This is a genomic window from Paenibacillus silagei (genome assembly GCF_017874735.1).
GTDB classification, from domain to species: Bacteria; Bacillota; Bacilli; order Paenibacillales; family Paenibacillaceae; genus Paenibacillus_AQ; species Paenibacillus_AQ silagei.
Map to the genome: position 1 here is coordinate 168,902 of NZ_JAGGLV010000014.1, position 15,941 is coordinate 184,842.

A 15,941-nucleotide genomic window follows, 5' to 3' on the forward strand; every position below is an offset into this window, starting at 1 on the left:
CATAAGAGGTGAGAAGGAATGCAAGCTAAATTCAAAGTACTGGCGTATGCCGGTGCCGGTTATGTTGTAGCCGTACTGACCAGCGGCTTCCTGCCTGAGCTGGTCTCGCTGCTGCTTCCGGTAATCGGGGCAGCACTTGCAGTGCCGGAGCTCAGGCGCACCAAAGTGAATCTCCCGGTAGAGGTGATTCCTGCCGGACAGGAGCCGCAGGCCATTCCGGCGGCATCCTCCGCCGCGCCGCAGGCTTCGTCTGCTGCCACTGCCTCTCCTGCTGCTGCGGGACAGGCCTCCCCGGCCCATTCGGGTGCCGGACACAGGGAGGACATACAGATCGGAGCAGAGTTCGCTCCGGTGGTGGAGTATCTGGGCATCCTGGAGGATATGATCATCTCCGAAGGGCAGAAGGATACGCTGGACAATGAAATTGTCGAGAAGTCGCTGGCGCTGTTCGCCAGGCTGCAGCGCGTCATTCCGCTGCTGCAGGAGCTGGGTAACGGTGAGATTAACCATACCGTCCGCAGGCTGGTGCTGAAGGACCTTAATGGAGTAATCAACCCGTTCCTGCGCCTGGGCGGCGAAGCCAAGACAAGAAACCGGAGAATGCTGCTGAACGGTCTGCGTGATGTCGATGCCAAAATATCCGATATTGCGTCGACGATCGAGCACAAAGACCTGATGGAACTTCAGACCAAGGCGGAACTGATTCATCAGCGCTACAGCAGTTCCGAATTATAGGAGGAGGATAGCCATGTCCACGCAGTTAATTGAGCTTAGAAAAGAAGATGAGCAGAAGGTAGTCCAGGAGGCTTCCCAGTTAATTGAGCAGGTGGCCAAGACTGACACGGTGGCACTGGATTCCCTGATGGATGATATCGGGAAGCTTGGGGTGAAGACGCAGGAGAAGGCAGGCCAGACGCTGAAGCTGCTGGACCGCCCCGTCAATGACCTGATGAGCGGCAAGCGGGTGGAAGTGCCCAATATGATTATGAAGCTGCGCAATGAGTGCGAGACCCTTCAGCAGAGCAAAAATGTCAGCTTCTTCGGCAAAATGCTGCGCAAAAGCCCGCTTAAAAATTATGTATACAAATATCAGTCGGTCCGCACCAACATTGATGCCATTATCACCGGTCTGCGTGACGGCCGGGATACGCTAGAGGAGAGCATCGTTAACATGCGCCAGTTGAAGCGTACCTCCATGGAGGAGATCTATAACCTCCAGACCAAGATCGCCTTCGGCAACAAGCTGAAGGAGCTGTTCGAGGTGGAGATCGCCAAGCCCGAGAATGAATTCCGCAAAGCGTATCTGGAGCGGGGGCTGCGCAAGGTCATGGTGCGGATTCAGTCCATGACTGAGATGATTCTGCTCTACAATCAGGCGATTGCGGCAACGGATATCATCAATGACAATAATGACAAGCTGATTGATTCCGTAAACAACGCGATCGATAAGACCTCTAACCTGATCACCGTCTCGGCGATGATTGCCATGTCCCTGGCCGATCAGGAGAATGTCATCAATGCGGTCGAAGCCACCAACAAGACCATCGAGGACCAGTTCAAGGAGAATGCGCGGCTGCTGCGCACGACGACAGAGAAGACAACGGAGCTGCTCTCCAAGCCGTCCATGTCGCTGGAAGCCGTGAATCAGGCTATTGGCGACTTGCTCAGCGCCCTGGATACCTCAGAGCAGTCCAACCGGCGGATCATCGAGAGCTGTCAGGACTATACGTCCAAAATGACCACCATCAACACCCAGCTGAACAACCGGCTCGGGCTTAACGAAGGCTCACAGCCGCAGGCTTTGAAGCAGGCGGAGAGCGGGCTGAGCAGCTTTTTGAATTAAGGGTTTGCTTCTGGGCCGGTAAAATAACTTGAATAATGCACCAAGCCTGCTGATATGGATTCGGCGGGCTTTTTTTGTTGTTAAATTTCTAATTTACTAATATATTCCGGTAAGATATTATGAGATGGGTTCAGTCGTACATTCAGGGGGAGAGTATTGATGATCAGGAAGTTAACGGGAATATTGGCAGGTATAGTCGGAGCGGGGATGCTGTTTGGTTCTATGGGGACAGCGGCAGCCCAGTCAGCAGGGACAAAGGATTATGAGGGACATTGGGCGCAGCAGACGATTCAGAGCTGGCTGGATAACGGCTTGCTTAGAGGCTTCGGGGATGGATCGGTTAAACCGAACCAGACCATAACCAGAGCGGAGTTCATGACGCTCATTAACCGTTCTTATCATTTTACGGAACAGAGTAAGGTGAATTTCTCCGATGTGCCGTCTACCAGCTGGGCGTATAGTGAGGTTGCGAAGGCTATAGCGGCTGGATATATCCAGGGCTTCAACAATGAGATGCGCCCGAATGCTCCGATTAACCGCCAGGAAGCAGCAGTTATAGTCAGCAAGCTGCTGAAGCTGGACGCGGGCAGTATAGAGGTATTGGAAGTATTCAGTGATGCAAGCCAGATTGCATACTGGAGTAAAGGGAGTGTTGCTGCCGCAGTCACAGCGAAGGTGCTTAAAGGGTATCCGGATGGAACCTTCGGGCCTGTCAAAGCCTTGACCCGTGCAGAATCCTTAGCGCTGATCGATGCGGCAGTCTCCCGAACGGGTCAATCTGCACAGGGAGCGGTGACGCCTGCTCCAGCCGTAACACCATCGGCTACTCCCGCAGCTACAGCTGCACCAACTGCAACTGCTGCTGCAGCTGCGGGAGGAAGTGGCGGCGGTAGTGGCGGGGGCGGTGGTCCTCAGGTGACACCAACCCAGGCTCCGGCGGCAACACCAACGCCGGTTCCAACACCGACACCGACACCAAGCCCGGAACCTGTTAATGAATTACCGGTCAAGGAGCTTCCGGCGCTGGATATCAGCATCACCTCTCGCCCTGACGATTCAGTTACGAATGCTGTTTATCTAGAAGTTGATTATAGCAGGGTGATTGGAAGCACTATCAGTCTAAATGACCAGATAACTTATTATGTAACAGCGAAGCCGATCAGCTCTAGAGATCTCCGCTGGGAGCTTACCAATCTCCAGTACGCTTCTATTAGTACGGGATACTCGTTGAAGACGCTGACATATACCGGTGTTTCGATTCCAAAGAGCAGGATTGGCACAGCAGGCGATAAATATGTCTCAGTTGTGGTACGGAATTCATCTAATGAAGTGACCGGATTCTATACTCAAAAGGTGAATTTGCAGCCCTCAGTTACTGAGGCTTATAGCAGTATAATGTTACTGAACAGTGGTGTGACTATTACCCAGGAGAAATTCAGCACAGTGTCTTCCCAAGTATATTATCGGGATACTATTGATGTGGAAGATGCTGCTTTGCAATTTGGCGGAAGAGCAGTGGGATATACAATTACCCCGAAGTACTATATGGACAGTAACCTGAATTTGGAATTGAATGATATCATTCATGCTTCGCGTAAAGTGTACAGAGACGGCTGGGTCAGTGTGGTTGATGCCACAGTATCCTCTAATACAGCAGTAGGTGCTTCATCACCGGGCTATATCCCGTTTGCCTATGACACATTATATAATTTCAAAACATATAACGAAGATGAATACACCATTATTTTCCTCGATTCCGAGATGAAGCCATTGGGTTATTACACCGGCAAGGTGATGCTTAGCACAGACCTGAAATTAGAAGCAGCCATGAAAAGAATTGACGAGCTTCCTTTGAATGTAACTTTAATGGATGAAGATGCAGTTAACAGGGCTTATAGAGCCTACTTGCCGTTTGATGATTCTTTCAATTGGGGAGAACGCAAGACTAAGCTTAAGAATGCTGTATCAGCTCTTATGGACGCCAAGAGATCGGGACCACTTCAAAATATGGATCTGGTTCAATCCGTAATTATTGATGGGTATAATCAATTCAACGGCAAGACAATAAGTATGAATTGGATGGGTTTCCCGGATGAGTTGAAGGGAAGCATAGGCAGCTTCTCGTATTACATTACAGCCAATCCTGTTCGTGCAGAGGATTTAGCACAACCAAGCCCTTATGGGGAATTTGATTTTGCTGACATTCATTCAGTAGTTCTTCCGGTGACAGATAAGAGCGGACAGAATTACGTTACAGTGGTCTATTTTAATAAGGCAGGGCAAGCAATACGTTATACCACCAAGCTTGTAGATTTCTCGTCGAAGCGGCCGGTGTGGGACGGAACGGCGGCACAGATTGGGGATGGAGTTAAGCTGGTCCGGGATTATAATAACGGTACCCGTATAGACTATGTATCTGTAAAAGATTATCAGAAAACGCATCCCGAGGCGGTCTATTTCACAGCGACCTCTAAATCAGCGTTGGCAGCAGCTAAGCAAGAATTCTCTGCAGAATCTGCAGTACAGTATTTAAATGATTACCGGAATACTAACAGTATCTATCCTTATGAGCGAATTCAGTTATCTGATGATGCGGCGCGGAATGGACAGCCGGAAGACTACATTATCCTGTTCTATGATGCTAATTATAAGGCGCTTAATTATTATATTGGCGGTTTGACTGACTGATTCTCCGCTAATCCTACTCATATTATCCCGCTCCTCCACATACGTTGTCACTAAGGCGACCTGTGGAGAAAGAGGGGATAAGCGGGATGATTCTGGGATGCTTGATCGTGGTGCTTATCGTCGTAGCCAGCAGTGAGAAGGCGGAGGCGATTGCCAGCCTGAATGAACGGGAGGATAACAACCTGTAACAAGGGTGCGGGGAGTGAACGGAATCCATAAATTATTGATGCTCTGTGATTCAAGCAATTTCCAGTGGTTTATTGGGTATAATAGCTGGAGGCTGTACATCAGTCTTCCGGCACCACTGAAAATATAAAGTGAATACGGAGGGTCAAATGGAGAACGAGGCACTGCTGCAGGTAGAGAAGCTTGCACTTAAGAAACAGAAGATCTTCCGGCAAAGCGTATGGCGGTACATTGCCAGGGCCATGCTCGCCAGCATGTTTATCGGATTCGGCGTGATCGTAGCCTTTAAGACCGGCAACTTCTTCTATATGGAACAATCGCCGATGACCTATCCGATGGCTGCGATCACCTTCGGCGCAGCCATCATCTTGATTTCCTACGGTGGAGGAGATTTATTTACCGGGGACACTTTTTATTACACCTATGCGGCACTGAGGCGCAAGCTGGCATGGACTGAGGTTGTGCGGATGTGGGTCGTCAGCTATCTGGGCAACATTCTTGGGGCTACGGCGTTTGCCCTGCTTATTTTTCTGACCGGATTGTTCTATGATTCCTCTGTCAACGGGTTCCTGCTGAATGTGGTGGCCCATAAGATGGAAGCACCGGCGATGCAGCTGTTCTTCCGGGCGATTCTCTGTAACTGGCTCGTCTGTCTGGCCTTCTTCGTGCCGATGTCAATGAAGAACGATGGTGCCAAAATGTTCGCCATGGTGCTGTTCGTGTTCTGCTTCTTCATCTCGGGGTACGAGCATAGTATTGCCAACATGTGTACCTTCGCGATTGCTCTCGTCCTGGATCACCCCGGTACGATCTCCTGGGGAGGCGTGGTGCATAATCTCGTCCCGGTCACATTAGGCAATCTGATCGGCGGCGGCGTGCTAATGGGCGTGATGTATTACTATGTGAACAAGCCGTTTCTGGAGGATGAGTCTCACTGAACGGCAATAACATGACACAACAGCGATTCTCCGGTTACCGGGGGATCGCTGTTGTGCGTTCGCAGGTAGGCCTAGGGCAAATGTATGTGGAAAAGCGAATACAATCGGTGCTGGCGAGGGTAAGTGGGCAAATGTATGCGAAAACAAACATGTCTTTCAAGGCACAACTCCAGCATGAAAATGAGCAGCGTGGCTAAAAAACAGAACATCGTCTTTTCATTTATTTAACATATTTTAACGGAAAACCAAACACAATGGGACTGGGTGCGCCGCGCAGGCCAAATGTAATCGAAAAACCGACCACAATGGGACTGGGAGCGCGGCGTAGGCCGTGCGTTTATCGCAGCGCCAGACGTATTTTCACAGAAAAACCAAATACAATGTGCTAGCGTGAGGGCGCAGGGTCCGGAGGAAGTACATAGAAAGCAAAAATCAGGGACACTAATGCCCCTGATTTCGCTTGATGGCCCAAAATAAGTTGTTACATCACCCACCTGTTAGGGTGAGGATGTGCTGTAGCGGCAGTCGGCTGCTTACCACTTGGAGCCGCCGGAGCTTCGGCCGGATTTGCCGCCGCCAAACGAAGAGCCGCCGGAGGAACGTCCGCCGCCACCGCCGCCGCCCCAAGAAGAGCCGCCGGAGGAGCGTCCGCCGCCAAGCCCGCCGCCGAATCCTCCGCCCGGCGGGCCGGAATTGCGTCTGCGGGCTTGTTCCCGGCGCTGCTGCTCCCGCAGCATGGCCATTTGGGCTGCGCGTTCGGCCTCTTCCTTCTGACGGACCAGCCGGTTCGCTTCTTCTACGAAGGAAGCAATCTGTGAAGCATAGGAGCGTCCTGTCTCCTCCAGCTGATCCAGATCGTAGGGACCTGAGGCCAGACGCTGTTCCAGCTCGGTATATTCTGGCAGCAGTGATAGCTGGAAGCGGTTCTGCGAGGCAATTCCTCTGCTGTGCAGCAGTTTGTAGGCGGCATCCACCCGGCTCTGCCCTTCTGTGAACAGCCTGCTCAAGCTGTCGAGGCGCTCCTCCAGAGTGTCCAAACTGCTGCTCATGCTACTCATGCTGCTTGCCGTCTCATCCTGCAAAGCAAGGAGCCGGTCCAGCCCGCTGCGGGCATTGTCATACTCTCCGCGTGCATCGCTGGTCCAGGTCTCAAGCTGAGGCACTTCCGCCGCGCCTTGCCGCAGCGTGCCTCCGGCCTCCTCAAGCAATTGCTCCAGAGCGTCCAGGTGCTTCCGGGCGAACCGGTTCTTCGCCCCGGCAAGCCGGCTCTGTAATTCGTTCCGCCGCTGGCTAAGCGTTGCCCATGTGCTGCGTACAGTCTCCAGATCTTTGAGGTTATTCTGCCGGATCATAGCCTGGCGTTCCGTCATGGCCACGGCTTCAGTCAGAAGGGCATCCATGTCAGCGCCAATCCGGCGCACTTCGTCCATATCGCCGCTGTGCAGCGGCGCTTCCATGGAACTGGCGGCAGCGGAAGCCTGCTCCAGGCTGTCGTAAGGCTTAACCTTCATATTGTGCAGGGAGTTCTGGTCGATCAGCCCGGCAATCCGGCTGCGGGTAGTCGCCAGGACACCGGGGAAGGCCTTCAGCTTATCGTCAAAGGTCCCCACATCCTGCATATCCTGCTCAATCTGCTGTTGCCGCTTTTTAGCTTGTGCAGTAATCTCCTGGGCAGCAATGGGGTCGAACAGCTCCAGTTGATCTGCCTTGGCCGTCTCTTCGGCCAGCTCCTGAAGATTTTGGGCAATCTCCTCAAGCGTATAGCCCGTCTCCAGGGCCGCTTGCTGCCGCTGTTCTTCAAGCTCCGGGGCAGCCTGCTTCAGCTCGGTGATCTGCTGCTTGACGTTCCGGTCGGCGTCGCTGACGACTGCGATATTCTTCTCCTCTTCCTCCAGGGAGGCACGGAATTCCCCCTCTGTCTGCTGAAGCTGCTCTGCCGCCGCCTTAAGCGCAGACAAGCGGTAGAACGGCGGCAATGGTGCTTGCCCGGCGGTCTGCAATGCAGAGATTTCGACCAGCCGGGAGGTCAGGCGCTTCGAGATGCCCTCGACCCTCTCACCAGTCTTGCCCTGCACAATCCCCTGGAAAGGCTGAAGGGATTCCAGAGCGCGGTTCGCCCGTACCAATAGGTCGGCGAGCTGCTCACGCTGCACGGACAGTCCCTTACGGCGGCGCATTCCGGTAATTGCCACATATAGCAGCAATATCAGCAGCGCGGCCAAGACAAGACCGCCTGCGACCGGCAGGAGAGGGAATCTGCTGCTGCTGCCGTTAGGACTGGAGCCAGCTCCTGCCGTACCGGCATCCGCACCGCCTGCCGCACCGCTGCCGGTATTACTGCTCTGTCCGCTGCTGCCAATGGCTTGCATCTGCTGGATCACAGAACGTATGCCTTCAGGGATATCTCCGTTTTTGGCATAAGGATTGAAATATTTCTCCAGCACCTTGTTAATTGCTGCGTTACCTGCAGCTCCGCCCTGTTGTAAGGACCAGGCATCGAGCGCATCCTGCAGCCCGGGGTTAATGAAGCTGATCTCAGTCAGCTGATTTTCATAAGCGATGAGGAGCAGGATGTCCCGGGACTTCAGCCCCCAGGTATCATATACATCGGCGGCATAACTGGACATGTTGCTTCCGGCCAGCGAATCAACGGTTAAGACATGGAAGGTGTAACGGCCTGTAGTGGCTAACCCGGTAAGGTTCTCTACTTCTTGGGCAGACAGCAGCCGGGCTTCATCCGTAATTACTCCTTGCTGTGCAGGAATATTTGCAGCATAGACCCCTGGAATCCACAGCAGGGATAATATCAGGACCAAGGCGAGGGTGAGGTTTTTTCTCAATCTGACACACTCCGATCTATAGGCTATTGTTCATTGTAGTATGCTGATCATTATACTATATCATTACACATTCTGAGCCCCGCAGATGCAGGTACCCCGGAATTGACGGGAGATAGCGTCCACCCAAGTGCTCACGTTGATCCTGCTCCAAATCAAAAGGCGGTTCCAGCAGCCATTTCATGGCTTTTGGAACCGCCTCTTGTATAAGAAGTAAGCTATATTCATCTATTTCTGTATGAAATGGGCTATCTGGTCTCTAGGCACAGGATATACTGCAACCGGGACTTGATTTCTTTCTGCCATTTCATATCTCCGACTTTCACAGCAAGATTGAGCAGGTCCAGGTAATCGTCAACCTGCAGGGCGGTCCGGGTAGTGGCTGCGTTCATGGGGGTTCAGTCTCCTTTTAGCTCAAATATAGAAAATAATGAATGTTGTACATCCAATAATGATAATCATTATCAACCGTTACTGTTATTATCCACACTTTAACCGCAAAAAGCAATACAAATCTAAAGTTTTTGATTAAATCTAAGATGATGCACTAAAGAATTAAGGATATGAAACCGCAGGATGTGCACAATTTATCGGAAATGAGAAAAAAGGAGCAGGAACCCTACCATATTTTGTCGAATAAGCTTGTATACATAGTTATGCCGATCTTACTTGGGATAAAGGAGAATTGCGATGAAGCGGTGTAAATTGTTGCTTCTAATTAGCATTGTGCTCATGCTTGCACACCCCGCTGCCGCTTATGCCGAAAGACAGGAAATTAAGTACCAGGCAGAACTGGAGTATCCACCTTATAAGTACATACAGAATGGTTATCTGACGGGCTTCGATATTGACCTGACAAGTATGATCTTTGAGAAGAACGAATATCTTGTCCACTACAGCACCGGGAAGTGGGAGCAGACGTACCGGCGGCTGAGTGAGGGCGGGATTGATACTACCGGGCTTATGGCTGTCAGCGAGGAGAGGAAGCAGAACATTCTTTTCTCGAGACCCGTGTTAAAAAGCTATATTTCTGTCTATTCGCGTCAGGAACTCCAGGTTGACGTGACGCTGGGCACACTCCGTAAGTACAAGATCGGTGTTGGCAAAGGACAATATGCAGAGACCATCCTGCAGAACGAGGCGGGTATCCCGCCATCAGAATACATAGAATATGCAACCGTACCGGATGCGTTGGACGCTCTGCGTCAGGGGGAGATCGACCTGCTGTTCGAGAATCAGGGGGTTGTCGATTATCTGATTGTAGAACAGGGCTTAACCGGTAATATTATCCGCAAAATGAGCAATTTGTATCCGCAGGATGTGGCCTACGGCATCAGCAAGTCCAAGCCGGAGCTGGTGTCCTACGTCAATGCAAGGCTAGAGCGTCTGGTGAGCTCAGGTGCCTTCGAAGAGCTGTACCAGCAGTATTTCTTCGTGCATTCCGACCATTATAATGAAAAGATGCGTAACCGGATTTTTACCGTATTCTCCATCGGGACCATTCTGCTGGTATTCGGTGCCGTCCTGCTCCGGATGTATATCCGGCGGCTGCGCCGTACGATTCACTCCGAACAGGAATTCTTCAAGGATGTGATCGAGAATGCCGGAGTGATTGTGTGGGCTGTTCACGGGGACAAGCGGAGCGTGCGCTTCAATAAATATGCCGAGATGATGACCGGGCTGGAGGAGAAGGAGGTGCTGGGCGTAAGCATAGAAGAGCTGCCCGGCCTGGAAGACGGTGCAGCCGTGCTTAGAGATCTCCTTGCCAGGGCGGCAGCCCGGGATTATGTGACCAATGTCGAGCTGAGGCTTCCCGGCCATTCTCCGGGTGCGCATTATTTCTCCGTCCGCACAGCCCTCATTAAGGGAATGGACGAGCAGGCGGAGGATATCTTCGTACTGGTCGGCATCGATATCGATGAACGTAAGCAGAATGAGCTTAAGCTGCAGCTTAGCTACGAGGAGCTGGAGTCTACATATGAGGAGCTGGCGGCCACAGAGGTAGAGCTGCAGGATCAGTTCAATAAGCTGGGGGTCAGCGAACGGCGGTTCCGCCTGGCTTCGGAAGGCTCTGGTGCGTACATGTGGGAGCTGGACTGGGACAGCGGCTTCTACAAGCTCTCAGACCGGTGGTACGAGGTGATGGGGTATACCGAGGCGGAGATCAACTCCTTCGAGGGAGGCGTGCTCAGCATTATTCACCCGGACGATCAGGAATCCGCGCGCAAGGCCAGACAGGAGCATCTTACCGGATTGACCCCGATCTATGAAACCGAATACCGGATGAGAACAGGGCAGGGGGAGTACATCTGGTTCGAGGTACGGGGCAAGGCAATCGTTGACCCGAAGGATCAGATCGTCCTGTTCCTCGGTTCCCTGATCGATATCAGCAAGCGCAAGCAGGCAGAATTCAAGCTGAATAACAGCTACCAGGAGCTGGAGGCGACTTATGAGCAGCTTACAGCGACCCAGCAGGAGATTGTAGGACAATATGATATGCTGCTGGAGAATCAGAAGAATATGCATCGCCTGGCGTATATGGATTCGCTCAGCAATCTTCCGAACCGGCTCAGTCTGCTGGAGACGATGGAGAGTTATTTCCGCCGGACGGGAGGCAGTGCGGCGCTGCTTTTCGTAGATATGGATAATTTCAAATACATCAATGACACGCTTGGACACAAGTCCGGTGATATTCTGATCCGCAAGGCCAGCGAACGGCTCCAGTCTGTAGTGCGTGAGGAGGATCTGCTGTCGCGGCTGGGCGGAGATGAATTTGTGATTTTCCTCAAGGATATTGAGAGCCGGGTGGATGTGCTTAATCTGGCCGAGGATATTATGCGTGCGTTCCGCAAGTCTTTTCTTATCGGTGAGAGCAATCTGTATGTGTCCTCCAGTATCGGGATCTCCTTCTACCCGGAAGACGGCGAGACGACGGAAGAGATTCTGAAGAACGCCGATGTAGCGATGTACCGGGCCAAGGAAGAGGGGAAAAGCACCTACGTCGTATATGATAAATCGATGCATACCGCCTTCAATGACCGGATGAATATTGAGAAGCATCTGCGCAGTGCGATGAATAATAACGAATTCGAGCTGCATTATCAGCCGCAGGTGCAGATGGAGACCGGGCTGATCTCAGGCTTCGAGGCTCTGATCCGCTGGAACAGTCCGGTCCTCGGCTTTGTCTCCCCGCTCTCCTTCATTAAAATCGCCGAGGATTCCAGGCTGATTATCTATATCGGCGAATGGGTGCTGCGGGAAGCCTGCAAGTTCATGAACAGCATCCATCAGCGGACCGGCATTCCTTATAAAATATCGGTGAACATCTCCATTATTCAGCTCCTGCAGGATGATTTCGTAGAGATTGTGCTGGACAGTCTGGAGGAGAGCGGCCTTGTGGCATCCAGTCTGGAGCTGGAAATCACAGAGTCTATCTTCATGGAGTCGTTCGGGAGTACGGTCAGCAAGCTGGAGTTCCTGCAGTCCCGGGGAATACGGATTGCCCTGGATGATTTCGGGACGGGGTATTCCTCCCTTAGCTATCTGCAGCAGCTGCCGATCTCTACGCTCAAGATGGATAAAGTCTTCATTGATTCCCTGGCCGATAAGGCCTTTAGCGAATCTTTTGTGCAGACGATTATTACTCTGGGCCACAAGATGGGTCTGGATGTAGTAGCCGAGGGCGTGGAGGATGCCAGCCAGTGGGCCTTCCTTAGAGAAGCTCATTGCGATAAAGTGCAGGGGTATCTGATCAGCCGGCCGGTGCCGCAGCGCCAGGTCATGGAGCTGCTTGTTCCGCAGAGACGGTATGGGGCGGAGGAGCTGGAATAGATATCAGAACAGGTTCAGATGACAAGCGGGTCCCCGGCATAGGCTGCTATGCACGGTGGACCCGCTTTTTTGAAATATAGAAATCATATGTTTGGGGGTTCCGCTAAGTACCTGAATCATCATCGCAAGTGTAAACGGCTTTGCCGTCCTTTTAGAGGACGGTACCGTTTTAGCGAGAAATAGAAGGATAAGTTATCGTGTGCAACATATAAATTCTTATATTTAAGCTAAAGCCACACTTTGTGGATGGATGGACTTAGAAGATGACGATTTTGTTCTTGCCGGTTTTCTTGGCCTCGTACAGGGCGTCGTCCGCCTGCTGAAAGATAGAGCTCTTAGAATCCCCGCCGTTATATTCATGCATTCCGATGCTCACGGTAACCGATTCATTGTCCATTTCGCTGATCGGAAGGCTTGCAATTCCTGTGAGGATATTCTCCATAATGCGGCCCGAATCCTCTAATGTCTTGGATGTCAGAATAATCACGAATTCCTCGCCGCCGTACCGCGCTGCGAAATCATCCGAGCCGATATGCTGGAGCATGACAGCGGCGACCTGCCGGAGAACGATGTCTCCGACCCAGTGCCCGTACCGGTCATTGACCTTTTTGAAATTGTCGATATCAATAACCGCCAGCTGCATCGGAAAAGGATTGCTCTCTTGATGGTCAATCAGCCAGCCCAGGTACTCATGAAAGGTCTTATGGTTGTACAGGTCGGTCAGCGGGTCGATCTTGGACAGCCGGTCCATAATAATATTCTGGATGCGCAGCTCTTGCTCTGACTTCAACGAATTCTCCAGCGAGCGCATAAGATCCTTGCCTCGGGCTATAACACCGAAGCCGGCCAGGGAGGTTCCGGCTAGGATCAGGGTGATAATGATGTTCTGGATGCGTAGCGTGTAATCGGTAATAGAGGTGTTCAGAAATAGTATGATGATGTAGATCAGGCAGATCACAGAGGAAGCCCTCAGATAATTCTCCCTCAGATAGATCATCGACACCAGCAGCGGAAGCAGCATAATCAGCGGCTTCACATGATATTCGGAACTAAGATTCAGGATGAACACGATACCGCACAGGTGGCTTCCAAGAATAATTGAGAATTCGGATAACAGTGGCTTGTATTTATGAACAGCCTCCAGAATCAGCAGCAGGGCGAACAGAATAGCATCTGGAATCCAGATATGCCTAATGAGATATGGCTTGTCGGACAACTCGGGCCGGTGGCCCCACATGGATAAGTAAACATATAGCTGGCTTGCCATATAAACAAAAAGCGCCATCCAAAAGGTATTGAGGAGGACGCGGTTCCAATACATTTGGCGAGGAGTAGGGGGCGGGATCTGCATAAGATGTTCCTCTTTTCCAGTGGCAATGTACTTATATATTCGACAATGTTCTCGTTTCTCCTTCTAGGTCTTATGTCAGGGAATAGGTCTGGAATAACGTTCGTGTTTGTAAGGTGTTTGTTAGGTTGTCTGGGTACGTGATTCTGCATAATGCTATAAACACGAACTATTCATGCTATTCATCATTGACACATTCGGATTTATTCGGTAAAATTCCAATTGCCCCGTAATAACGGGTGAAGTTGTTCGTATATCCTCAATGATAAGGTTTGGGGGTTTCTACAGGGGACCGTAAATTCCTGGCTACGAATAGGGTGCATTTTGCATACCTATGAAGAGGCCAGGTTTTTTTGTGTGCTGTTGTGTGCTGCTTGGTTAAGTGGACTAATATACTGCAGAGACGCTTTGCGGCCCCTGTCAACCGCAGGCCGAAGCCGTTTCACCTTGGGAGGAACAGAGAAGATATGAGTAAATATGATGTAATTGTTGTTGGAGCCGGTCCGGCTGGAATATTCGCCTGTTATGAATTAACACTGAAGGCCCCTGAGCTGAAGGTGCTGCTGGTGGACAAGGGACATGATATCTACCGCCGCAACTGCCCGATCCTGGAGGAGAAAATCAAGCTCTGTCCGCCCGCCTCCGGCCGCAAGGAATTCGCCGGGTGTCTGCCGGCCTGCTCCATTACTGCGGGCTTCGGCGGCGCTGGTGCATACAGTGACGGCAAATTCAACATTACCACCGAATTCGGCGGCTGGATGACGGATTATCTACCTCCTTCCAAGGTGATGGAGCTGATTGAATATGTAGATGGAATCAACCTGGAGCACGGGGCAACCCCGGTCATTACCGATCCGACTACGGAGAGCATTCGCGGTATCGAGCAGCGGGGATATGCCGCCGGGCTGAAGCTGCTGCGGGCGCAGGTCCGCCACCTCGGAACCGAGCAGAACCTGGAGATTCTGAAATCGATCTATGAATATCTGCGGACACGCATTGATATGTTATACAAGACAGAAGTTGAAGATATCGTTACCGTCAAAGAGAACGGAACGCACCGCATTACAGGCATTACGCTGAAGAACGGGGAGAGTCATGAGGCTGGCCTGGTGATGATTGCTCCGGGTCGGGACGGCTCGGCCTGGCTGACCGAGGTGCTGAAGAAGCGCAGGCTCAAAATGTACAATAACCAGGTCGATGTCGGGGTGCGTGTTGAGACCTCGGATGTGGTGATGCGGGAGATCAATGAGCATCTGTACGAGGGCAAATTCATCTTCAATACCTCCGTAGGTACACGCGTCCGCACCTTCTGCAGTAATCCCTCGGGGCATGTGGTTGTGGAGAATCACAGCGGAGCGATGGCCGCGAACGGGCACTCCTATAAGGACCCAGCGCTGGGCTCGAAGAACACCAACTTTGCGCTGCTGGTCTCCCATACCTTCACCGAGCCGTTCGACAAGCCGAATGAATATGCCCGGGAGATCTGCAAGCGGGCGAATGATCTGTCCGGCGGCGGGGTCATTGTACAGAAATACGGAGATATCCTGCGGGGCCGCCGGTCTACGGAGACCCGGATTAAGGAAGGGTTCCTGGAGCCTACACTGAAGGAAGCGGTGCCCGGTGACCTGGGTCTGGTGCTGCCGTACATCACGATGAAGAGCCTGATTGAAATGGTGGAGGCCTTGGAAAAGGTAACCCCGGGCATCGCCTCCGAACATACGCTGTTCTATGGCGTGGAAGCGAAATTCTATTCCGCCCGTCCGAAGCTGACGGATGAGTTCGAGACCGAAATCTCCGGCCTCTACTGCGGCGGCGACGGGGCAGGCATTACCCGCGGATTGGCCCAGGCCGGAGCGGCTGGCGTGTGGATCGCCCGCGGCATGATGGCGAAGAATGCCCAAGAGGTTAGCGTACAACCGGCAGGGGTATAATCCTGGGCGGGATGACGCCGGAAGGACAGCCGTATCCTCATATGCTGGGGGTCGGCTGTTTTTTATTGTTTTTTAGGAAACTATAGATTTGGGGATAAGTATTCTTTGAATGATTCGTAGAATGACTTTAATGCTGAGTTATGCTTAAAACCGAATGGCAATTGGCTGGTAGAGCGGCGCACGGACTAAAGGTATGTGGAAAACAGCATACATTGTGCTCGCAAGCAGGCCCATGGACCAAATGTATGTGAAAAACAGTATACATTGTGTTCTGATGCAGGCACACGGACCAAATGTATGTGGAAAATAGTATACATTGTGCTAGCAAGCAGGCGCACG

General features: G+C 51.9%; 9 protein-coding genes and 1 riboswitch. Of the genes, 6 read left to right on the forward strand and 3 right to left on the reverse strand.

Going from position 1 to position 15,941, the window contains the following annotated elements; translation table 11 throughout:
• Positions 1-18 precede the first annotated feature (18 nt).
• The 4 genes from J2Z70_RS20560 (at position 19) to J2Z70_RS20575 (ending at position 5,655) form a co-directional block, all read left to right on the forward strand.
• Positions 19-735, forward strand: coding sequence for a hypothetical protein (locus tag J2Z70_RS20560; protein ID WP_209876321.1), 717 nt, complete (start codon positions 19-21; stop codon positions 733-735).
• 13 nt (positions 736-748) lie between these two features.
• The gene (locus tag J2Z70_RS20565) at positions 749-1,843 is read left to right on the forward strand and encodes a toxic anion resistance protein (protein ID WP_036723538.1); all 1,095 of its coding nucleotides are present in this window, start codon (positions 749-751) and stop codon (positions 1,841-1,843) included.
• Between the two features lie 159 nt (positions 1,844-2,002).
• Entirely contained in the window at positions 2,003-4,531 is a 2,529-nt protein-coding gene (locus J2Z70_RS20570; RefSeq protein ID WP_209876323.1) for an S-layer homology domain-containing protein, read from the forward strand.
• A gap of 335 nt (positions 4,532-4,866) precedes the next feature.
• Positions 4,867-5,655, forward strand: coding sequence for a formate/nitrite transporter family protein (locus J2Z70_RS20575; RefSeq protein WP_036723535.1), 789 nt, complete (start codon positions 4,867-4,869; stop codon positions 5,653-5,655).
• Positions 5,656-6,188: 533 nt separating this feature from the next.
• On the opposite strand, the gene J2Z70_RS20580 is transcribed toward J2Z70_RS20575, so the two are convergent.
• Positions 6,189-8,495: a TPM domain-containing protein gene (locus tag J2Z70_RS20580; RefSeq protein ID WP_209876325.1), complete on the reverse strand. Its 2,307-nt coding sequence runs from the start codon at positions 8,493-8,495 to the stop codon at positions 6,189-6,191.
• Between the two features lie 245 nt (positions 8,496-8,740).
• Positions 8,741-8,884 (reverse strand): hypothetical protein, encoded by a 144-nt coding sequence (locus tag J2Z70_RS20585; RefSeq protein ID WP_200869518.1) that lies wholly within the window; start codon positions 8,882-8,884, stop codon positions 8,741-8,743.
• A gap of 298 nt (positions 8,885-9,182) precedes the next feature.
• Between J2Z70_RS20585 and J2Z70_RS20590 the strand changes: the two genes are divergently transcribed.
• A complete protein-coding gene (locus J2Z70_RS20590) occupies positions 9,183-12,323 on the forward strand; it encodes an EAL domain-containing protein (RefSeq protein ID WP_209876326.1) in 3,141 nt (1,046 codons plus the stop codon).
• A 256-nt stretch (positions 12,324-12,579) separates the two neighbouring features.
• On the opposite strand, the gene J2Z70_RS20595 is transcribed toward J2Z70_RS20590, so the two are convergent.
• Complete coding sequence (locus J2Z70_RS20595; RefSeq protein ID WP_209876328.1) at positions 12,580-13,590, reverse strand: GGDEF domain-containing protein; 1,011 nt, start codon at positions 13,588-13,590, stop codon at positions 12,580-12,582.
• A gap of 310 nt (positions 13,591-13,900) precedes the next feature.
• A riboswitch (purine riboswitch) is annotated at positions 13,901-14,000 on the forward strand.
• A 138-nt stretch (positions 14,001-14,138) separates the two neighbouring features.
• Here J2Z70_RS20595 and J2Z70_RS20600 point away from each other — a divergent pair.
• Positions 14,139-15,602 carry an NAD(P)/FAD-dependent oxidoreductase gene (locus J2Z70_RS20600; protein WP_036695613.1) on the forward strand — a complete coding sequence of 488 codons (1,464 nt, stop codon included), beginning with the start codon at positions 14,139-14,141 and terminating at the stop codon, positions 15,600-15,602.
• Positions 15,603-15,941: the final 339 nt, after the last annotated feature.

What these genes read in the sequence shown, in the direction of transcription:
- J2Z70_RS20560 (WP_209876321.1), top strand. Translation starts at nt 19, where the DNA reads ATGCAAGCTAAATTCAAAGTACTGGCGTATGCCGGTGCCGGTTATGTT.
- J2Z70_RS20565 (WP_036723538.1), top strand. Translation starts at nt 749, where the DNA reads ATGTCCACGCAGTTAATTGAGCTTAGAAAAGAAGATGAGCAGAAGGTA.
- J2Z70_RS20570 (WP_209876323.1), top strand. Translation starts at nt 2,003, where the DNA reads ATGATCAGGAAGTTAACGGGAATATTGGCAGGTATAGTCGGAGCGGGG.
- J2Z70_RS20575 (WP_036723535.1), top strand. Translation starts at nt 4,867, where the DNA reads ATGGAGAACGAGGCACTGCTGCAGGTAGAGAAGCTTGCACTTAAGAAA.
- J2Z70_RS20585 (WP_200869518.1), bottom strand. Translation starts at nt 8,884, where the DNA reads ATGAACGCAGCCACTACCCGGACCGCCCTGCAGGTTGACGATTACCTG.
- J2Z70_RS20590 (WP_209876326.1), top strand. Translation starts at nt 9,183, where the DNA reads ATGAAGCGGTGTAAATTGTTGCTTCTAATTAGCATTGTGCTCATGCTT.
- J2Z70_RS20595 (WP_209876328.1), bottom strand. Translation starts at nt 13,590, where the DNA reads ATGGCAAGCCAGCTATATGTTTACTTATCCATGTGGGGCCACCGGCCC.
- J2Z70_RS20600 (WP_036695613.1), top strand. Translation starts at nt 14,139, where the DNA reads ATGAGTAAATATGATGTAATTGTTGTTGGAGCCGGTCCGGCTGGAATA.